Origin of the sequence: Pseudoalteromonas sp. SG41-1, from assembly GCF_014164575.1 — a bacterium.
GTDB lineage: Bacteria > Pseudomonadota > Gammaproteobacteria > Enterobacterales > Alteromonadaceae > Pseudoalteromonas > Pseudoalteromonas rhizosphaerae.
Genome location: NZ_JACJFL010000015.1, coordinates 40,596 through 62,024, shown reverse-complemented (window position 1 = coordinate 62,024; position 21,429 = coordinate 40,596). Strand labels below are relative to the sequence as shown.

Below are 21,429 nucleotides of genomic sequence, written 5' to 3'. Positions count from 1 at the left end.
TTTTAGTGCTGCGTAAGCTATGTGTGGCGGCAAAGGAATAATATGCATATTCATATTTTAGGCATTTGCGGCACCTTTATGGGTGGTATTGCAGCGATAGCTAAGTCGCTAGGCCATACAGTCACGGGCTCGGATCTAAACGTATATCCGCCAATGAGCACGCAACTTGAAGAGCTTGGTATTAAATTAACCCAAGGCTATGATGTCTCTCAGTTAGAACCTGCACCAGATATGGTGATTATTGGCAATGCAATGAGTCGTGGTAACCCATGTGTTGAATATGTATTGGACAAGGGCTTAGCGTATACTTCCGGCCCTGAATGGTTAAAGCATAATTTATTACAAAACTCCTGGGTACTGGCGGTTGCTGGAACTCATGGTAAAACCACCACTGCAAGTATGCTGGCATGGATTTTAGAATTTGCGGGTTTAAAGCCAGGATTCTTGATCGGTGGTATCGTGCAAAATTTTGGTTTGTCGGCACGGGTTGGCGAAACGCCTTTTTTTGTTATTGAAGCTGATGAATACGACACTGCATTTTTTGATAAACGCAGTAAGTTTGTTCATTACTTACCGCGCACACTGATTTTAAACAATCTTGAATTTGATCATGCTGATATTTTTGAAGATTTAAACGCTATTAAAAAACAATTTCATCATTTGATGCGTACACTACCAAGTAGCGGCAAAGTTATTTGGCCACAACAAGACGATGCTGTGCAAGATGTGATTAACCAAGGTTGTTGGAGCGAAAGTGAAACACTGGGCGCTGATTGGGGATATGAGCTGATTAATGCCGATGGCAGTGAATTTGCAGTGTTACTCAATGATGAATACCAAGGCTCAGTAAAATGGCAAGCGTTTGGTGAGCACAATGTTAAAAACGCTATTATGGCTATTGCTGCCGCGCGCCATGTCGGGATTGCAATTGAACATAGCATTGCAGGGTTAGGGGAATTTATTAGTCCTAAACGTAGGATGGAGCTAAAAGCCGATATTGCCAATATTAAAGTGTATGACGACTTTGCTCATCACCCAACAGCTATCACTACAACGCTTGCTGGGTTGCGTGCAAAAGTAGGCAATGAAAAAATTATTGCGATATTAGAGCCGCGCTCAAACACTATGAAAATGGGTGTACATCAACATACGTTATTGGCGTCATTAGCTGATGCTGATGATGTGTATTTATTCGAGCCAGATAATTTAACCTGGTCATTAAGTGAGCAGGCCAAACAGGCTGGTATGTTATGCTTGAGTAATACAGATGAGATCGTTGAACAAGTAGTCTCCCAAGCGCAACCGCAGCAACATATTTTAATCATGAGTAATGGTGGCTTTAATGGCCTCCACGACACATTGATAACAGCTTTGCAGCATAAATTTATCCAGCAATAAACCGGAGCGACAGTGCAATATAAAGAAACCATAACGCTGGCCTTTAGTGGTGCGTCAGGCGCGCCATATGGCTTACGATTACTTGAAGTATTGCTCGCGCAGCAGTTTCGCGTGTATGTTTTGATCTCAAGCGCGGCGCGTGTAGTGCTAGATACTGAATCAAACATTAAATTATCAGCCAATGAAGATAAAGCCACCGAACAATTAAGTAGCTTATTTAAAGCACAGCCAGGACAGTTACAAGTATTTGGTAAAGATAACTGGTTTAGCCCTGTGGCATCTGGCTCTGCAGCGCCGAAAAAAATGGTCGTGTGCCCGTGTAGTGCAGGCTCTGTCTCTGCAATAGCGATGGGGGCCTCTGATAATTTATTAGAGCGCGCCGCTGATGTCGTGATTAAAGAGCGTGGTCAGTTAATTTTAGTGCCACGAGAAACGCCATTTAGTGAAATCCATTTAGAAAACATGCTAAAGCTCGCAAAGCTCGGGGTAACAATTATGCCAGCTGCACCAGGGTTTTATCATCAACCGCAAACTATTAATGACTTAGTTGATTTTATGGTTGCACGTATTTTAGATCATTTAAATATTGCACACACACTAACTAAACGTTGGGGTTATGGGGAGGGTAAATCATGAGTAAAGCATTGGCTTTGAATATTGAAGGCCTGACCAAGGTATATAAAAATGGTGTTGAAGCCGTTAAAGGCGTTGATTTAAAAGTATATGAAGGTGATTTTTTTGCCTTGTTAGGCCCAAATGGCGCGGGTAAGTCAACTACCATTGGGGTAATCTCATCATTGGTCAATAAAACCAAAGGCTTAGTAGAGGTGTTTGGTCACAACATAGATTCAGATTTAGAAGCCGCTAAATCACAACTAGGCTTAGTGCCACAAGAGTTTAACTTTAGCCAATTTGAAACGTTGACGCAAATACTGGTAAATCAAGCGGGTTATTACGGAGTTCCCCGTAAGGTGGCGCATCAACGAGCGGATAAATATTTAGCGCAATTAGGCTTACTTGAAAAGAAAGACAAACAAGCACGAACACTATCAGGCGGTATGAAACGTCGTTTAATGATTGCTCGCGCGTTAATGCATGAACCAAAACTGCTAATTTTAGATGAGCCAACCGCCGGTGTTGATATTGAATTACGCCGTTCGATGTGGGATTTTTTAAGACAAATTAATGAGCAGGGGGTGACGATTATTCTCACCACCCATTACTTAGAAGAAGCCGAACTGCTGTGTAAAAATATCGCGATTATTGATTCCGGCATTATCGTTGAAAACACCACCATTAAAGCACTGCTTGCCAAACTAGATAAAGAAACCTTTATTCTTGATTTAAAACAGCCTGTCCAGCCAGTTACCGTTACGCTTGATGGTTATAAGTTTACTATGGCTGATGATCATACTATTGAGGTTGAAGTAGCCAAATCACAGGGCTTGAATGCAGTATTCACAGCATTAACCGAGCAGGGCAATACCGTGCTTAGCATGCGTAATAAAGCTAATCGATTAGAAGAGTTGTTTGTAGGTTTACTAGAGCAAGGGCGGGGCAAGTAGATGTTTAAATATGGCGTAGCCTTAAAGAGTTTATGGTTTAAAGAGTGCATTCGATTTTTGCGTATCTGGGTACAAACACTCGTGCCGCCGGCAATCACTATGAGTTTGTACTTTGTGATTTTCGGTAATCTTATAGGCTCTCGTATTGGTGATATGGGGGGCTTTAGTTATATGGAGTTTATTGTACCGGGTCTTATCATGATGTCGGTGATCACTAATTCGTATTCTAATGTGGCATCAAGCTTTTATTCAACCAAGTTTCAAAAAAGCATTGAAGAGCTGTTAGTTGCACCCGTGCCTAATTATATTATTGTGCTTGGCTATATGGGTGGCGGCATGACCCGTGGCATGCTAGTAGGATTAATTGTTACGTGTGTGTCGTTATTATTTGTTGATATTCAAATTCATAATATTTTTGTGATCATCGCGACAGTAATTTTAACTTCTGCGGTATTTGCTTTAGGCGGTTTGATCAATGCTATTTATGCTAATAGCTTTGACGATATCAGTATAATTCCGACCTTTATTTTAACGCCATTGACCTACCTAGGTGGTGTGTTTTACTCAATCACTTTATTGCCAGAGTTTTGGCAAGGCGTATCGCAGGTTAATCCAATTATTTATATGGTTAATGCCTTTAGGTATGGTTTCTTAGGCGTGTCGGATGTTGATTTAACTGTCGCATTTGGCGTGTTGTTATTATTTATTACAGCCTTATTTATATTAGCTTTAACGTTAATTAAAAAAGGTGTGGGGTTAAGACACTAATGAGTGATGCAAATTCACGAAGTATTGTATCGAATCAACAAGGCTTACATGAAAAGCTGGATGATATAGTTAATAAGCATTTAACTGCCCAGTTTAAAAAACCCATTGCAGCTCATACGCAAACGGCGTTTGATCAAGTAAATGAAAAAGTGCAGGCTTTTAATGGGCCCATTATTTTAGATTCGTGTTGTGGGGTAGGTGAAAGCACGGCTAATTTAGCTAAACGCCACCCTGATGCGTTAGTTATAGGAATTGATAAGTCATCGCATCGTTTGGATAAGCATGATATTGAATATAAACAAACCGATTCAGGTCAGTACATTTTAGTGCAGGCCGATTTAAATGACTTTTGGCGACTCGCAGTGGCGGCTAATTGGCAACCCACACATCATTATTTGCTGTATCCAAATCCGTGGCCAAAAGCGAAGCATATTCAACGTCGCTGGCATGGCGCTGCTATTTTTCCATTTATCGTTAAATTAGGTGGGCTGTTAGAAGTTCGCAGCAATTGGGATATTTATGTTAAAGAGTTTGCTCAAGCACTGAAGCTCACCGGACACGACTGCACAGTCGAACTTTATCAAAATGACCTGGCAGTTACGCCATTTGAACGTAAATATTGGGCAAGTGGTCAACAAAGTCACCGTTTAGTGATTAATTTAAATGCTGGCTCGAAATAAAAATTAAGTGTTTTATAAGTTAATGTTTTCGTATATCTCTTAACCTGAGTTCAGGTTAAGAGATTGGATACGGTTGATTTTTATTTGCAGTAATATGTGGCACAGGCTCGGCAAAGTAATTGCCTTGCATTAGCGTCACATTTGCTTTTTTAAGCGCGTTGGCGATAGGTTTACTCTCTACATGCTCAGCAATTAGCTGTAAGTTGAGTTGCTTTGCAAAGTTGGCAATATGCTCAACATATAGATAAATGTCTTTATCGTGAATGATCTGTCTGATCAAACTACCATCAAGCTTAATACCATCTACTTCTAATTTTAGTACATTAGAGATATTCGAATAACCTGTACCAAAATCATCAATTATTACCCGTATACCACGATTTTTAACCATGGTTATAAATGCTTTTACTTCAGAAAAATTTGCGATAGCTTCGGTTTCCAATAGTTCTAAGGTAATATTACTCGGTAGTGGATAGCGTTTAAATTCGTTTTCCAAAAATTCAGCAAGGCTTGGATCAAGCATATCTTGGGCTGTAATATTGATGCTCCAGCACGTACTGGTTTTTCTAAATCGTGCAAAGCATTGTGTGAGCATAGTGCGGGTGAGCATGCCATCCATGCGAGAGCGATTAACGACATCTAAGAACGATTCTGGTTTAAGAATTTCACCATGGCAGGTGATCATTCTAGCCAAACATTCATACTGAATAATGGCATTCGTTTCATTATCATAAATTGCCTGAAAATAAGGCACAATTCTGTTGTTCTCAAATGCTTCACGTACTTCTTTTGCCATTGCTACATTATACTGATATTGGTTTTTTACATCATGTAGTGCGCTGGAGTAATTGACCACAGTGTGGCGTCCCTGCTTGGCTTGTAATGCGGCAATATGGGCATTTTCAAGTAACATTGATTTATTGCCACTGGCGATGCCTGCGCACAAGGTGATGTATATAAAAGGGTCGGTAAGTAATGGGGTACTGCAATTATAGGCTTGGATCACCTCGAGAAAACCTGCATTATCTTTACCCAAAGGAGCGATGAGGACTATTTTGTTGGTCGTTAGACGAAACATCTGACTACCAGCAGGGCGGCGCTTTTTGAAGTGTTGCAACAAGTTTTTCATAACGCGGTCGCCTACTTCAGTACCATAAAAACTGCTTATATCTTCAACTTCATTTACCCAAATAACAGCAAGTTGCAGATGATGATTAGGGGAGTTTTTAATATAATATTCAAGTGCAATATGATTGGCAAAGCCACTACTGGTATCGGTTGAAATTGCACGTTTCAATAAATACACATAAATACCGGCTACCAACAGAGCAATAAAAAAGAAAAAAATGGCCATGCCCGCAGCTTTAGATACACTTTGCGCTAATCGCTGATTGAGATCGTATATGGTGATATCGGCCCCTGTTAAGTAGGTGACTCCATTGGCATCAACGAAAGGGACAAAAATTGTTTTAAAATGTCCCCATTGATCTTTTGATATTTCAAACACCGGCTCTGTTGAATAAAATGCGCCAATATTAGCGGCAGTTGCTTCAGGGTAAAGATCGAGTAATTGGGTGATTCTACCGGTATTTTGATCGTTTTGAGTGTAACTCGATGCACTAAAATGTACATTACCGTCTTTTAATATCATGGCGTAAACATAAGCGATATTTAACGCATTAGCAAACTCTGAAAGTTGCCGACTTTTTTGTTGGTATTCGGTTGATGATATATATTGGCCTGCATTGATTTTTTGATGATAGTCATCACCAAGTATATGCTTGACACTTAATGCGGCATTGAGTAATCGAGTATCGACGCTGTGCATAATATCGTTACGGGTGCTGTTGTAGGTGTAATAGATGTAGCTTAATAAACTGATAAAAAACAGTATGAAACCCGCGATTATCCAATTTGTCCGTAAATTTGTATTTATCATGCTCTTCCTTGATTTATTAGCCCTTCTATTATACAAAAAAAGGCTGTATCGCCTATAAAAATATAGTTAGCCAAATTAATGATAAATATTAATCAACTTATCATTAATTTGTCATGCAATTGGCTACTTTTGTGGCTTTATACGAGACATTTCTACTCTATTACAGTAAAGTTAACGCATTTCATAGAATCATTGTAGTTTTGGCGTTATTAGCGATGGAGTTCATTGATATGGATCTTCAGCTAAACAAAGCTACATTCACTGGGTATAAAGATGGATCAAAAGCGTTGTGCCGTCGCCTCTAAAGAAACTCTGATGCGTATATTTACTGTGCCTGAAGCACCAGACTCAACTTTGAGTAAAATCGAACTTGAGATCTCGAGCAATTTAGCAGGTTTTTTGAATGAGAACATAGCGGCAATTGAAAAGCCATTGCATGAGATTGAAAAAGATTTTCAATCGGCAGCGATCCCAGAAGATCCGACTTTTGTATCTGCTTATGCGCAAGATATTATGGAGCAACTTGTCGCTCATTCAGTGCATACCGCTGCGCCAAGCTTTATTGGGCACATGACGTCAGCATTACCGCATTTTGTATTGCCACTTTCTAAGTTGATGGTTGGCCTTAATCAAAACTTAGTAAAAATAGAAACTTCCAAAGCATTTACTCCGCTTGAGCGCCAAGTGCTTGGTATGATGCATCATTTGGCATACGGGCAAGATGACAGTTTTTATAGCAAATGGATGCACAGTGCGAAAACGTCGCTAGGTGCTTTTTGTTCGGGTGGCACAATCGCCAATATTACCGCATTGTGGATTGCTCGTAATCGCTTACTGAAAGCGGACGGTGAATTTAAAGGGATTGGTTCACAAGGTTTGATCAGTGCAATGTTGCATTATGGATATAAAGGCCTTGCAGTACTTATTTCTGAACGTGGCCATTACTCGCTAGGAAAATCAGCTGATTTACTTGGCATTGGTCGTGATAACTTTATTGCCATTAAAACTGCAGATAACAATAAGGTTAATGTTGATGCAATGCGCGCCAAAGCCCATGAGCTAGCAGCGCAAGGTATAAAAGTGATGGCCATTGTTGGGGTCGCTGGCACGACTGAAACCGGTAATATTGATCCTCTCGATGCTATGGCTGATTTAAGCGCTGAACTTAACTGCCATTTTCATGTAGATGCAGCATGGGGAGGAGCTACGCTGCTTTCTAGTACATACCGCTCGTTACTAAAAGGTATTGAGCGAGCAGATTCAATTACCATCGATGCTCATAAACAAATGTATGTGCCAATGGGCGCTGGGTTAGTGCTATTTAAAGATCCTACAGCTACGGATGCTATAGAACATCATGCAGAATATATTTTACGTAAAGGCTCTAAAGATTTAGGCAGCCACACACTTGAAGGTAGTCGTCCTGGTATGGCTATGTTAGTGCATGCTTGCTTACGCGTTATTGGCCGTAAAGGCTACGAAATCTTAATAGATAAAGGAATTGAAAAAGCCCGTTACTTTGCTGATTTAGTGAAAGCAGATGACGACTTTGAGCTGATCTCAGAACCTGAGTTATGTTTACTGACATACCGTTATGTGCCAAAACAGATAAAACAAAAAATAGCTCAAGCAGATGAACAAACGCGTTTGGATATCTTTGCCTCGTTAAATCGTTTTACTGCCAGTATGCAAAAACGCCAACGTGAAGCCGGTCGTTCATTTGTGTCCCGTACCCGTTTAACTCCCGCGCAGTATGATCATCAACCTACAGTGGTATTTCGAGTCGTACTTGCAAATCCGCTGACATCAGAGAGTATTTTAAAAGATATACTTGCTGAGCAAAAAGAGCTGGCTAAAACAGATCCTGTATTTAAGAAATATCTTAAGAAATACATGGACTGAGCAGTAACAGTTGCGTTATTCCCAGGTTGCGTGGGGATAACGCAAGCAGCACTTTCTTTGTTAGCTAAAACACGATGTTCTGATCATTTCAGTGATAATATGTTGAGATGGTTTAATTTTTTCCATCGCCAAAAATTCATCGGGTTGGTGAGCCTGATTAATTGAACCCGGTCCCATCACAATCGTTTCACAACCCAATTGTTGAATAAATGGCGCTTCAGTACAGTAGTTCACTGCAACTGCTTGCTCTCCTGATATTTTTTCTGCCAGTTTAACTAATGCCGAATCAGTACTGCCGGTAAAAGCGGGGATTGGCTCGTGCATATCCATTACACTGACTGAATCTGGATATTGGTTATTGATCTCTGTAGCTATTTTTAACAGCATCATTTGCAGTTCTTGCACACTTAGACCCGGTAAAGGGCGCATATCAATATGCATTTCACAGCAGCCACATATGCGATTTGCATTATCGCCACCATGAATGTGTCCTAGATTTAAAGTAGGGTAAGGAATAACAAAATGCTCAACTGCATATTTATTCTTTAATTGCTCTTTTAAAGTTAACAGTTTTGCAATAACTTTATGCATCACTTCAATGGCATTTAAACCACGTTCAGGATCAGAGCTATGTCCGGAACGACCGACTACGCGAATCGCGCTGCTCATATGTCCTTTATGTGTGAAAACAGGTGTCATATCAGTAGGTTCACCAATAATACACCGAGCTGGCTTTAAGTTTTTATGCTGACAAACTTGCTGTGCACCGGCCATGGTGGTTTCTTCGTCGGCAGTAGCTAGAATCAAAATTGGCTGTGTTTGAATATTCTCATCTAGTTCACTGATTGATTGCAATACAAAAGCGAAAAACCCTTTCATATCAATACTACCTAAACCATATAATTTATTGTTATCTTCACTTAATTTAAACGGATTATAGTTCCAACGACTATCATCAAATGGGACTGTATCGGTATGACCGGCAAGCATTAAACCACCATCTCCCTGGCCACGTTTTGCGAGTAAGTTAAAACGACCTTTAGGGCCCGACAACTCAGTAATTTCACATTCAAATCCAAGACTTGTACACCAAGTAGCTAATAAATCAATCACCCCTTTATTGCTCATAGACAATGACTCATCCATGGCACTAATTGAAGGTGCAGCAATCAATTGCTGATACATAGATAAAAAAGACGGTAATGACATAAAAAAATCCAAAATAAGTATTCAATCTAATTGCATAACAATATAAAAGTATTTATGATGAATATCAATTCACTTTTTAAGCATAAATATATTAAAGCGACGCAATGAATATAAAACGACGATAACCAGATTTCATTCATAAAATAGTGTTTTATGCACTGTTAAACCCGATTTGAATATATATGTAGTAACAAAAAACCAAAAAGAGTAACGAATGAAAGTAGTGATTATTGGCGCAAGTGGCTATAGCGGCGCAGAATTAGCAAGTTTGGTAGTAAAACACCCGCAATTAACCTTAGCTGGTTGCTATGTATCTGAGCAAAGCTTAGATAAGGGTAAATTATTAAGTGACTTGTATCCTGAGCATTTAGGTTTGCTTGATTCTCCTTTATTGCCTCTTAGTGATAGCGCTTATAACGATATTGAAAAGTCGGCCGATTTTGTATGTTTGTGTACTGATCATAAAGTGAGTGTTGACTTAGCGCCACGTTTTTTAAGCATGGGCAAAAAAGTATTTGATTTATCGGGTGGCTACCGTTTAAGCAGTAATGAAGATTATCAAACCTATTATGGTTTTGCGCATCAACATACGGAATTACTAAGTGAAGCGGCTTACGGATTGGCTGAATGGAATAGTGAAGCAATCGCCAAGGCGCAGTTAGTCGCTGTGGCTGGTTGCTATCCAACAGCAGCGCTGAATGCGTTAAAACCATTGCAACAAGCCGGCTTATTAGCCGAGCAAACCATTATTATTAATGCTGTATCGGGTGTAACCGGTGCGGGGCGTAAAGCTAGTGTAGCCACGCATTTTTGTGAAGTGTCGTTAGCACCTTATGGATTGTTTAATCATAGACACAGTCCTGAGATTGAGCAGCATTTAGGTCACAAGGTGTTATTTACGCCGCATTTAGGTAATTTTCCACGCGGTATTTTAGAAACTATTTATGTGCAATTGAAACCTGGAGTTACACCAGAGCAAGTTACACAAGCTTATCAAGTGCTTGCTGATGAGCCACTGATCAGATTGCTTGGTAATAAAATGCCATCAATTAAAGGAGTTGCAAAGCAGCCTTACGTTGATATTGCATGGCAGCAGCAAGGTACGCAGCTAATTGTGATGGCAGCTATTGATAACTTATTAAAAGGTGCTGCAGGGCAAGCATTGCAGTGCATTAATTTAGCCATGGGTATTGCCCATAGTACAGGTTTAAAAGGGTAGTTAGTAATGCAAACATGGGTCATTAAACTCGGTGGTGCAGTACTCAATACAGAAGACGCGGCTAAAGCGTTATTTGAGGCGCTTGCATCGCAAACTCAAGCACAATTTGTCATCGTTCATGGTGGCGGTTCACTAGTTGATAATTGGTTGACTGAGGCTGGTTTTGCTAGTGCGAAACATCAAGGTTTACGCATCAGTCCAAAAGAGCAAATGCCTTATATTGTTGGCGCGCTTGCTGGGTGTGCTAATAAACAATTAATGAGCCAAGCAATTATCGCAGGTCATAAACCCGTCGGGCTTAGTTTATACGAAGCGGGCATTATTTCGTCACAAAAACTCAAAGCGCTTGGTCAAGTCGGTAATTGTGACGGCGGTGTGCAAAGTGTGATACCGGAGTTATTAAAACTCGGTCGTTTACCTCTGGTCAGCTCTATCGGCTTTGGTGAAGATGGCCTTTGGTATAACGTAAACGCTGATGAAGCGGCGGCAGCAATAGCTAAAGAGCTTAATGCGGAAATTATTTTTATGACTGATGTAGAAGCTGTACTTGATGCAAATAAACAGCCGTTACATCAACTTGACACAAACCAGATCAATACTTTAATTGCAGAAGGAGTAATTTTGGGTGGGATGGAGGTCAAAGTAAAGACCAGCCTTCTTGCTGCCCAGCACTTACGACGTGGCGTTTACATTTCGAGCTGGCAAAAGCCAGAAAACTTAATTGCTCTACTCGCGGGTGAGCACGTCGGAACAAAAATTACACCATAGGTTTTATATGTTTAATCATTTTTTATCGGGTCTAGAGTTAGACCAACAAGGCGCACTTAAATTACTTAACTTAGCGCAAAAAATTAAAGCTAACCCAGCTGATTTTAGTCAAGCACTGGCTGGCAAATCGGTGGTTACTTTATTTGAAAAACCAAGCTTACGTACGCGTTTATCATTTGATATAGGTATTAATAAGTTAGGTGGACATGCGGTGTATCTTGATTCACAAAATGGCGCCATGGGCGCACGTGAATCAGTAAAAGACTTTGCATTGAACATTGCCAGTTGGGCTGACGGTATTGTGGCGCGGGTATATCAGCATAAAACATTAACCACACTTGCTGAATTTTCAAGCGTACCTGTGGTCAACAGTTTGTGCGATTTATATCATCCATGCCAAGCACTTGCTGACTTTCTAACACTGCAAGAAGTATATGGCGATGTAAGCCAGCTAAAATTAGCTTATTTAGGTGAAGGCAACAACGTAACGCATTCACTGATGTTACTTGCGGCTACTTTAGGCACCGATTTTGTTGCCGTATGCCCTAAAGGCAGTTCACCAGACTCGCAAATTTTAAAGCAGGCTGAGCAAATTGCCGCAATGAATGGTGCATCAGTGATGGTGAGTGATCGTGTTGAAGCGGCTGTAGGCGCTAACGCAGTGTATGCCGATACATGGGTATCAATGGGCGATGATACGCCACTTGAACAAGTAAAAGAAAAGTACATGCCGTATCAATTAAATGCGGCGTTGCTTAAACAGACTGGGGCTGACACTGTACTGCATTGCCAGCCAGCACACCGTGAATTTGAAATTACTTCTGAGGTAATGGATGGTCCGGCGTCAAAAATTATACAACAAGCAGAAAACCGTATGCATGCGCAAAACGCATTGCTTGTTTCATTATTAAATCCAAATTTTGTGTAAGGTATCACCAATGAGTTCTATTAAAAAAGTTGTATTAGCCTATTCTGGTGGTTTAGATACGTCAGCCATCGTGCCATGGTTAAAAGAAAACTACGGTTGTGAAGTTATCGCGTTTGTTGCCGATGTAGGTCAAGGTGCTGAAGAACTTGAAGGCGTTGAAGCAAAAGCGATCGCATCTGGTGCGTCTGAATGTTATGTAGTTGACTTAAAAGACGAAATGGTAAGTGATTATATTTACCCAACGTTAAAAACCGGTTCAATTTACGAAGGTACTTATTTATTAGGTACGTCAATGGCACGTCCTATTATTGCTAAAGCGCAAGTTGAGATTGCTCGTAAAGTAGGTGCTGATGCACTTTCTCATGGTTGTACTGGTAAAGGTAATGACCAAGTGCGCTTTGAATCTTGTTTTGCGGCCCTTGCGCCTGATCTTCAAGTTATTGCGCCATGGCGTGAGTGGGACTTATCAAGCCGTGAGTCATTACTTGACTACTTGGCAGAGCGTAATATTCCATGTTCTGCATCGGCAACTAAAATCTACAGCCGTGATGCAAACGCGTGGCATATTTCTCACGAAGGTGGCGAGCTTGAAGATCCGTGGTGTCAACCAAGTGAGCAAGTGTGGACTTGGACTAGCTCACCAGAGCAAGCACCCAATGAGCCTGAATTTGTTACCTTAAACGTGGTTGAAGGTGAAGTTGTTGCTGTCAATGGCGAGCAGCTTAAACCGTATGATTGTCTAGTTAAACTTAATGATATTGCATCCCCACATGGTGTTGGTCGTGTTGATATCGTTGAAAACCGTTTAGTGGGCATGAAATCCCGTGGTTGTTATGAAACCCCTGGTGGCACAGTGATCATGGCGGCATTACAAGCGATTGATGAGTTAGTACTTGATAAAGCAAGCCGCAAATGGAAAGAAGTACTGGGCGGCGAGTTTTCACATTTAGTATATGACGGTCGTTGGTTTACACCACTTAAAGATTCAATCTTAGCGGGTGCAGAAGCGTTATCAACTGTGGCTACTGGCGAAGTTATTCTTAAGCTCTATAAAGGCCAAGTAACAGCGGTTCAGAAAAAATCACCAAATAGCTTATACAGCGAAGATTTTGCTACTTTTGGTGCAGATGATGTTTACGACCAATCGCATGCTGAAGGCTTTATTCGTTTATTCTCGCTTTCAAGCAGAATTTCAGCACTAGCGAAGAAGTAATTTTACTACAGCCTCGTAACAATAAGGCGGGGCAATTTCAGGGTTTGGAGAGATTTCATGGCATTATGGGGCGGACGTTTTTCTACGGGTCCAGATGAGGCGTTTAAACAATTTAACGACTCACTTCCCTTCGATTATCAACTCGCAGAGCAAGATATAGTTGGCTCTGTAGCGTGGGCAGGTGCCCTTAAGCAGGTTGACGTATTAAGTAGTGACGAACACAAAAAGTTAGTCGCTGCATTATATGAATTACTCGACGAAGTAAAAGCTGATCCACAAGCTGTGGCAACGTCAGGAGCTGAAGATATTCACTCACATGTTGAAGCTGCATTGATCGAAAAAGTGGGTGACTTAGCTAAAAAATTACATACCGGACGTAGTCGTAACGATCAGGTCGCTACTGACTTTCGTTTATGGTGTCGTGATACCGCCGCTCACATACTTACGGCGCTTGGTCAGTTAAAAGGTGAGTTTATCGCTTTAGCTGAACGTGAGCTGGGCACTATCTTACCTGGTTATACCCATTTACAACGTGCTCAGCCATTGTTGTTTAGTCATTGGTGTATGGCTTACGTGGAAATGATCGAACGTGATGAAAGCCGTTTAGCAGATGCTAAAGCGCGAATGAATTTTTGCCCTTTGGGCAGTGGGGCACTTGCCGGTACTGCGTACCCAATTGATCGGCAAGCACTTGCCGTGGGGTTAGGTTTTACCGCTGCGACTAAAAATAGTTTAGATGCCGTATCAGATCGTGACTTTGTGGTTGAGCTATTAAGCTGTGCATCAATCTCTATGATCCATTTATCGCGTATGTCAGAAGATTTGATCTTTTATAATTCGGGTGAAGCGGGTTTCATTGAGTTAGCAGATAATGTTACTTCAGGCTCATCATTGATGCCACAAAAGAAGAACCCCGATGCGCTAGAGCTTATTCGCGGCAAAACAGGGCGTGTATTTGGTGCCTTTAGTGCCATGATGATGACGTTAAAAGCACTGCCACTTGCCTATAATAAAGATATGCAAGAAGATAAAGAAGGCTTATTTGATGCCATGCCAACGTGGCTTGCTTGTATTCATATGGCGCAAGCGTGTATCAAAGGTATAAAAGTAAATGGCGATCGTACTTTAGCCGCTGCTAAGGGCGGGCATTCAAATGCGACAGAGCTTGCTGACTATTTAGTCGCCAAAGGGATCCCTTTTAGGGAAGGTCATCATATTGTTGGTGTGTTGGTACAAATGGCTATCGCACAAGGGAATAACTTAGAAGATTTAAGTTTAGAACAATTCCAATCGGTGCATAGTATTTTTGCACAGGACGTATATGCTGTACTAGAGATAGACGCATGTATAAAAGCGCGCCAAGCACTTGGTGGTACATCTTTAGAGCAAGTTACAGTTGCAGTTAAAGATGCCAAAAAAAAACAGCAAATAACAGTTCGTGACGCTAATCTTGACGATGTAGAGTCAATTGCTAAATTGATCCAGCACTGGGCTACGGTAGGTGAAAATTTACCGCGTGCTAAAAGCGACATGGTACATTCAATCAATGAGTTTGCAGTTACCGAAGTTGCTGGAGAAGTCGCGGGCTGCGCATCATTGTATATTTATGATACTGGTCTTGCTGAAATTCGTTCACTAGGGATAGATCCTGAAACAGGTATTACTGGGCAAGGTCGTCAGTTAGTTGAACATTTATTAGTTAAAGCCAAAAAATTGGCACTCAATCGCATCATTGTTTTGACGCGAGTACCTGATTTCTTTGAAAAACAAGGTTTCACATTCTGTACCAAAGACAGCTTACCGGAAAAGGTGATGAAAGATTGTGAACTGTGTTTACGCAGAGACAATTGTGACGAAGTCGCGATGGAATTTATTTTGAAGCAAAGTCGGAACGCGGAGATCCCGTGTAAAAATGTAGCTTAAAATCCCTGGATATAAAAAGCGTACGGTTATCCCTGTGCGTTTTTTTATGTCTTGCTATATCTGGTATGACCTGTTGTATTGGTTAGCTGTAGCAAATAAAAGATAAAAAAAGATCGTTTTTTTTAAATGTTGGATCAGTAATTGCTTATTACTTAGGTGTAAGATGGCTCAGCGTGAGTTCATCTTTAAAAGCGCCAAGCAGTTATCAGAGCGTTAAAAACAGTGACTTATTTAATAAGTCATTTTATTCAACATTTATTGAAAGGATTAATCTTATGCAAGTTACAGCTAACAGCCAATTACAAATGCAAGCATATAATAATATGCAACAATCAAAGCCAGCACTTGAACAAAGCGCTAGTAATAAAACCCTACAATCTGATACAGTGTCTATATCTAATGAGGCTTTGTTAGCATCAAAAGGCGAAGCTGAAATTCAACGTGGCGGGATCATTGTATTAGATCCAGATAAGCGCCCAAAATAATAGCAATGAGTTATAGATGTATTTAACAGAACATTTCGGACTTTCGTTGTCAGCATTGGTTGTTTGGGGCTTGATGATGGGTTTGTTTTTCAATCTTTTTTTATGGATAGCAGATTTAAAAAGAAATAATGTTCTGTTGATCTCATCTTTTATTGTTTTTACTTCTTATTTTATAAGTGATCATCTATTTACGTGGTTTGATAATTCTAACATTTATCTCAATTGGGCTATTTACGATGTTGTAACAATAACATTAATAATTATTAGCGCCTACTTGGTAAAAAATAATGCCAAGTCCCCAGCATTCTTCTATGTCATTTCTGTTTTAAGTGTTAATACAATTTTGTCATCTTCAATGTATTATGATCTACGAATATCAGAAAATACTACTCCGTGGGTATTGTGGGACATATATTCTTTTGGTGTTTATTTTCTTGATTTTACAATGATAGTAGCCTTGATTGTCGATCGTGACATTTTAGGTTTAATTAGGCTTAAAAATGCAATTAAAGCATTATTTAAAACACATCACGTAAAACACTCCATTTAGCTTATGTTTATAAATGACGTAGTTGGTCCGTACATCGGTGTATTTATCGAGTGGGGATTCTTAATGGTCTTTTTATTAAATTGGGTACTGTACATAAATAACCCCAATAAAAGCATAGTAATACTTTCATTTATAATGGCCGTTTCTTATATAACGAGCGAGCACTTATATTTAGTGTATTCAACTTATTTGAACTGGTTTATATACGATTTACTCACTCTTACATGCATTGGGTTATTGATCAGATATCAAAAGATTAGCCCCTCTCCAGTTAATTGCTATATTGTGTGTGGGCTTATCTTAAATGCCATTTTAATTACCGCAATTTATTGCGATATCTATGTGCGATCAAATTCTGAGCCTTGGTGGCTTTGGTCAGTTTATTCTTTTGGCGTTAATATATGCGATGTGATGATGATAACAGCCTTAGCTATAAATAAAGATTTTTTAGGCTTAAGCAAATTTTTAATAAAAGTTAGGATAATCAAAGGCCTAAATAAACATCAGGCCCTTATTTAGAACACTTAAAACCGATATTCCCAACTGGTTTTTAATGCGCTGTTGGTATTAGACTCGTTAGCAAGTTCGTCTTTATACACTGAGCCGCTGATCTTCCATAAACCACTAAAAATAGCCTGCTGATAACCAAGCTCTAATTGTAAGCGTTCAAACGTTTCAGCGACTTGAGTCAAGTCGGTGATGTCAGTTTTAAACCAACGTAACTTCGCATAGCCGCCATAACCGTTCATAGTATGATAATGCGCACCTAATACTGCTGATTTACTTTGCTGTGGTGTTGCAGAGCCAATTAAGCGGTCTTTATGATTATAGGCTTGGGCATAGTTCGTAAAGCTTTCATTAGCCTCATTACAGCTAAGTTGGGCCGTACAATCTTGTTGGGTATTTGAATATTCAAAATAGGTTTTTAATAACTGTTTTTGATCACCAAAAAAACTCTCTACACCAAGGGTATAAAAAGGATCACTGGGCGCAATACCACTGTCATTTTTACCCATTAGCTCAGTATAAAAAGCAATCGGTTGATTGGCGATGCTGGTTGAGTACTTAACATCTAAACTAGTTAAGCGTTGCTTAGTTGTTATCAGTTCGAGCGAATTGGGGGCTATTTCTGTGCTGGTTAAATAGTCAGAGCCCGCTGAGCTAAATGCAATCTCAAGCCCCGCAAGTGGTGTGCTGGCAAAGCGCATAGCCCAGTAGTCGCCTTTTTCACCATTACTTAAATGCGGTTTTTGTTTCGCGTAAATCCCGGTTAACTGCCAATTACCAATAAAGGAGAGCCAGCTTGGACCTACATATTGGGTGTTAGCGCGGTTTATCCGTAGCCCTTTCATTGGTGCTGCATTATTTGATAGCAGTAGTGCGTTATCGTTACTGGGTCCCCACCAATGGCTTACTTGCTCTGCACTGACAGACCAGCCGCCGATTAATACTGCTAAATAACTGCCGTGATAATTTGTGTATTCATCATCTAGTGCCTCATCAGCGTAATTAACACTGACTTTGGCGCTAACACGGTCGCCAGTGATAGAGCCATAGCTATTTATACCACTTTTTTGTTGATCGCGCTTACCAAAGCTTTGTTGCAAAGCTGGCTCACTATTGTAGTTAAGCCTGACACCAGAGCTACTGCCTTGTTTAGCTCTATCTAAGGCATGTTTTACGTGTTGATAAGCAAATTGACTCTGTGTTGATAAACTGCTGCTTTCAATTGTACTTAAATCTCTGGCAATACCTTGCCACATTAGGGGATAACTATTGATCGGTTGTTTAATCACACCTTGGTTAAAGAGCATTTCAATTGAAGCGCGTAATAAAGGATCGTCACTTTCAATCCAAGGTGTTGCAAACGCCGGTGTAGCAATGGCAATTAAGGCGCTTAAATAGATATTTAACTTCATCCGTGTAACTTTTCCTGCAATGCTTTTACTACAATAGGGTGTACAAACTCACTGACATCGCCTTTATGACGGGCGACTTCTTTAACGAGGGTTGAAGAGATAAATGAGTTTTTTTCAGCTGGGGTTAAAAAAACACTCTCTAAATCAGGATTTAAACGACGATTCATATTGGCAAGCTGAAACTCATAATCAAAGTCAGACACAGCACGAATACCGCGGATTAACACATTAGCACTATGATCGCGTGCTAAATCAGCTAATAATCCAGAAAAGCCAATAACACTGACGTTATCTAAATGAGTGAGTAAACTATTGGCAATTGCTACCCGCTCATCAAGGCTAAAGCAGGGTTTTTTACTAGGGTTGTGAGCAACTGCAACAATTACAGTATCAAACATTTTAGCTGCCCGCTGGATCAGATCTGTGTGTCCATTGGTTAATGGATCAAAGGTACCAGGGTAAATTGCGGTGACTTTCATAAATATCATCTTAGTGTTATTTTGAGGGTTATATTAACAGTCTTTGTTGTCCAGATCAGCCTGCAAATTGCGACTGCATATTTTCATTTGTAAATGAGTTTATTTCAATAAGAAACAATAACTACGAATTATGGATTAGAAATTTTCAAGGTAGTATTTTATTGGATTATATTTGTATATACTGCGCGGCTAATAATACTGAGTGAATTATGGTCATTTACTCTAATAAAAATAATCAGAGTCGCAGGATATGAGTACCAAGGATAAAATAATTACAACTAGCATAATGCTATTTAACCAACATGGCGAGCGCGCGATAACAACCAATCATATCGCTTCTCACATGGGCATCAGTCCCGGTAATCTTTATTATCACTTTAAAAATAAAGAAGACATTATTCGCCATATTTTTGCATTATATAGTAAGCATTTGCACACTCAGTTTGTGCCAATGGAAAAGCAGGATGAAGCACTGACACACTTAACTGGGTATCTTGATGCTTTGTTTGAGTTGATGTGGCGTTTTCATTTTTTCTATGACAATTTGGGTGATATTTTATCTCGCGACGAAGTACTGAAAAAAGACTATATTGAGTTCCAAGCAGCTTTGTTAAGCCAAGTGCGCGAAATTGTAATTGGCCTGCGTGAAGTTGGTATGATCGCAATTGACGATGAAGATGCTGTTGAGCTTGCTCACATGCTAAAAATTACTGTCAGTTTTTGGACTCCTTACATTAAAGCTAGACGGTTAAGCGGTGAGTTAATTCAGCAAGATATTTATAATGGTATCTTAAAAGTGTTAGCACTTTTTAAAGCATTTGGTACAGAGCAAAGCATCCCAAAAATTAACTTGTTACGCGAAAAATACAGTAAATTAGCGGCACAGGCAGGTGCCGTTTAATTAAACGCAGCGGTTGTTTATTTCCTAGACGTTAGATTTTTTGTTATAATCCCGCGCCCAACACGTGGGTGCGTGAATCCTAAATATTGTCTAACGAGTAAACTATGCTTAAATTTATCGTCAAACTCCATCCTGAAATAGCCATTAAAAGCCGTTCTGTGCGAAAACGTTTTACTAAGTTGTTAGAGAACAACATTAAAATTGTATTACGCAAGCTTGACGAAAAAGTACAAGTACAAAATAACTGGGACAATATATCCGTCGTAACTAAATTAGATGACGCGCAAATGCGTATTGATTTTATCGATGGCTTACAACGGATCCCAGGTATCGTGCAGTTTATTGAAGTGACCGAAACTAACTACGAAAACCTGCACGATATTTACGAAAAAGCGCTAGATATGGTTGGTCACACTGTTGTTGGCAAAACATTCTGTGTGCGTTGTAAACGCCAAGGTAAGCATGATTTCACTTCTACCGATGTAGAGCGTTATGTTGGGGGTGGGTTAAATCAACACGTCGATGGCGCCAGCGTAAGACTGAAAAATCCTGAAGTAACTATTCGCCTTGAAATTAAAGATGATAAAGCTTACGTAGTAACGCACACCCATCATGGTATGGCCGGTTTCCCATTACCAACGCAAGAAGATGTCTTGTCGTTAATGTCAGGTGGATTTGACTCGGGCGTTGCTAGTTATCAAATGATCCGCAAAGGCGCTCGTACGCACTTTTTGTTCTTCAATTTAGGCGGTGCGGCGCACGAGATTGGTGTTAAACAAGCCTGCTATTATATTTGGAAGCAGTTTAGCTCAACCCATAAAGTTAAATTTATCAGTGTTGACTTTGACCCCGTTGTTGCCGAAATTTTAGAAAATGTTGAAAACAGTCAAATGGGTGTAGTTCTCAAACGTATGATGATGCGTGCAGGCAGCCAAATAGCTGAAAAAATGGGGATTCAAGCGCTTGTTACCGGTGAGAGTCTAGGCCAAGTTTCAAGTCAAACATTAGCCAACTTAAGTGTGATTGACCGTGTTACCGAAACGCTTATATTACGCCCGCTGATCCAACACGACAAACAAGAAATTATAAACATCGCTCGTAAAATCGGCACCGCAGAAATGGCCGAAACTATGCCGGAATACTGTGGTGTGATTTCTAAAAAGCCTACAGTTAAAGCTAAAATTGCCGTAGTAGAAGCTGAAGAGCAAAAGTTTGATTTTGATGTGCTCAATACTGTTATTGAAAACGCACGTATTATGGATATTCGTGACATTGACGTCGAAGCTAAACAAGAGCTAAAAGAGGCAGAGTCAGTTTCTGATTTACCAGCTGATGCAGTTGTTGTTGATATTCGCTCGCCGGAAGAAGAAGATGCAGCACCGCTTGAAATTGATGGGATAGAAGTTGTGCATTTGCCGTTTTTCCGCTTAGCGACCAAATTTGCAGACCTACCGCAAGACAAAGACTACTACTTATATTGCACTAAAGGTGTAATGAGTCAGCTACAGGCGCTTATTTTACATGAAAATGGCTTTGCCAATGTTAAAGTTTATCGCCCGTAAGGTTGATAGTTATTAATAACA

The 21,429-nt window shown here is 40.1% G+C and carries 19 protein-coding genes; 15 read left to right on the top strand and 4 right to left on the bottom strand.

Annotated features, from left to right (window positions below; genetic code table 11):
* Window positions 1-42: 42 nt before the first annotated feature.
* Genes mpl through H5203_RS10790 form a run of 5 tightly spaced genes read left to right on the top strand, consistent with a single transcriptional unit; the run spans window position 43 to window position 4,411 of the window.
* Window positions 43-1,398 (top strand): UDP-N-acetylmuramate:L-alanyl-gamma-D-glutamyl-meso-diaminopimelate ligase, encoded by a 1,356-nt coding sequence (mpl, locus tag H5203_RS10810; protein ID WP_145235101.1) that lies wholly within the window; start codon window positions 43-45, stop codon window positions 1,396-1,398.
* A gap of 12 nt (window positions 1,399-1,410) precedes the next feature.
* Complete coding sequence (locus tag H5203_RS10805) at window positions 1,411-2,034, top strand: flavin prenyltransferase UbiX (RefSeq protein WP_145235103.1); 624 nt, start codon at window positions 1,411-1,413, stop codon at window positions 2,032-2,034.
* Window positions 2,031-2,963, top strand: coding sequence for an ABC transporter ATP-binding protein (locus tag H5203_RS10800; RefSeq protein WP_145235104.1), 933 nt, complete (start codon window positions 2,031-2,033; stop codon window positions 2,961-2,963). The genes H5203_RS10805 and H5203_RS10800 overlap by 4 nt, the downstream gene beginning before the upstream one ends.
* Window positions 2,964-3,731 carry an ABC transporter permease gene (locus tag H5203_RS10795; RefSeq protein WP_145235106.1) on the top strand — a complete coding sequence of 256 codons (768 nt, stop codon included), beginning with the start codon at window positions 2,964-2,966 and terminating at the stop codon, window positions 3,729-3,731.
* Window positions 3,731-4,411, top strand: coding sequence for a tRNA (guanosine(46)-N(7))-methyltransferase TrmB (locus H5203_RS10790; RefSeq protein ID WP_145235108.1), 681 nt, complete (start codon window positions 3,731-3,733; stop codon window positions 4,409-4,411). Before H5203_RS10795 ends, H5203_RS10790 begins: the two co-directional genes overlap by 1 nt.
* Window positions 4,412-4,466: 55 nt before the next feature.
* Here H5203_RS10790 and H5203_RS10785 read toward each other — a convergent pair whose 3' ends face one another.
* A complete protein-coding gene (locus H5203_RS10785; RefSeq protein WP_145235110.1) occupies window positions 4,467-6,350 on the bottom strand; it encodes a bifunctional diguanylate cyclase/phosphodiesterase in 1,884 nt (627 codons plus the stop codon).
* A gap of 273 nt (window positions 6,351-6,623) precedes the next feature.
* Between H5203_RS10785 and panP the strand changes: the two genes are divergently transcribed.
* On the top strand, window positions 6,624-8,252 hold the full coding sequence (panP, locus tag H5203_RS10780) for a pyridoxal-dependent aspartate 1-decarboxylase PanP (protein WP_145235112.1): 1,629 nt from the start codon (window positions 6,624-6,626) through the stop codon (window positions 8,250-8,252).
* A 60-nt stretch (window positions 8,253-8,312) separates the two neighbouring features.
* Here panP and argE read toward each other — a convergent pair whose 3' ends face one another.
* Window positions 8,313-9,461 carry an acetylornithine deacetylase gene (argE, locus tag H5203_RS10775; RefSeq protein WP_145235114.1) on the bottom strand — a complete coding sequence of 383 codons (1,149 nt, stop codon included), beginning with the start codon at window positions 9,459-9,461 and terminating at the stop codon, window positions 8,313-8,315.
* 214 nt (window positions 9,462-9,675) lie between these two features.
* Here argE and argC point away from each other — a divergent pair, with 214 nt between their 5' ends.
* From argC to H5203_RS10740, 7 genes are all read left to right on the top strand, one after another.
* Window positions 9,676-10,680: an N-acetyl-gamma-glutamyl-phosphate reductase gene (gene argC / locus H5203_RS10770; protein ID WP_145235116.1), complete on the top strand. Its 1,005-nt coding sequence runs from the start codon at window positions 9,676-9,678 to the stop codon at window positions 10,678-10,680.
* Between the two features lie 6 nt (window positions 10,681-10,686).
* A complete protein-coding gene (argB, locus tag H5203_RS10765; protein WP_145235118.1) occupies window positions 10,687-11,448 on the top strand; it encodes an acetylglutamate kinase in 762 nt (253 codons plus the stop codon).
* Window positions 11,449-11,455: 7 nt separating this feature from the next.
* Complete coding sequence (locus H5203_RS10760) at window positions 11,456-12,376, top strand: ornithine carbamoyltransferase (protein WP_145235120.1); 921 nt, start codon at window positions 11,456-11,458, stop codon at window positions 12,374-12,376.
* Between the two features lie 10 nt (window positions 12,377-12,386).
* Complete coding sequence (locus H5203_RS10755) at window positions 12,387-13,589, top strand: argininosuccinate synthase (RefSeq protein ID WP_145235122.1); 1,203 nt, start codon at window positions 12,387-12,389, stop codon at window positions 13,587-13,589.
* 57 nt (window positions 13,590-13,646) lie between these two features.
* Window positions 13,647-15,512 (top strand): argininosuccinate lyase, encoded by a 1,866-nt coding sequence (gene argH, locus H5203_RS10750; RefSeq protein WP_145235124.1) that lies wholly within the window; start codon window positions 13,647-13,649, stop codon window positions 15,510-15,512.
* 275 nt (window positions 15,513-15,787) lie between these two features.
* The gene (locus H5203_RS10745; protein WP_145235126.1) at window positions 15,788-15,997 is read left to right on the top strand and encodes a hypothetical protein; all 210 of its coding nucleotides are present in this window, start codon (window positions 15,788-15,790) and stop codon (window positions 15,995-15,997) included.
* 16 nt (window positions 15,998-16,013) lie between these two features.
* Window positions 16,014-16,547 (top strand): hypothetical protein, encoded by a 534-nt coding sequence (locus H5203_RS10740; protein ID WP_145235128.1) that lies wholly within the window; start codon window positions 16,014-16,016, stop codon window positions 16,545-16,547.
* A gap of 524 nt (window positions 16,548-17,071) precedes the next feature.
* Here H5203_RS10740 and H5203_RS10735 read toward each other — a convergent pair.
* Window positions 17,072-18,466, bottom strand: a complete 1,395-nt coding sequence (locus tag H5203_RS10735) for a capsule assembly Wzi family protein (RefSeq protein WP_145235131.1) — start codon at window positions 18,464-18,466, stop codon at window positions 17,072-17,074.
* Window positions 18,463-18,945 carry a pantetheine-phosphate adenylyltransferase gene (gene coaD / locus H5203_RS10730; RefSeq protein ID WP_145235133.1) on the bottom strand — a complete coding sequence of 161 codons (483 nt, stop codon included), beginning with the start codon at window positions 18,943-18,945 and terminating at the stop codon, window positions 18,463-18,465. The genes H5203_RS10735 and coaD overlap by 4 nt, the downstream gene beginning before the upstream one ends.
* A 250-nt stretch (window positions 18,946-19,195) precedes the next feature.
* Here coaD and H5203_RS10725 point away from each other — a divergent pair, with 250 nt between their 5' ends.
* Window positions 19,196-19,846 carry a TetR/AcrR family transcriptional regulator gene (locus tag H5203_RS10725; protein WP_145235136.1) on the top strand — a complete coding sequence of 217 codons (651 nt, stop codon included), beginning with the start codon at window positions 19,196-19,198 and terminating at the stop codon, window positions 19,844-19,846.
* Between the two features lie 104 nt (window positions 19,847-19,950).
* On the top strand, window positions 19,951-21,408 hold the full coding sequence (gene thiI / locus H5203_RS10720; RefSeq protein WP_145235138.1) for a tRNA uracil 4-sulfurtransferase ThiI: 1,458 nt from the start codon (window positions 19,951-19,953) through the stop codon (window positions 21,406-21,408).
* Window positions 21,409-21,429: the final 21 nt, after the last annotated feature.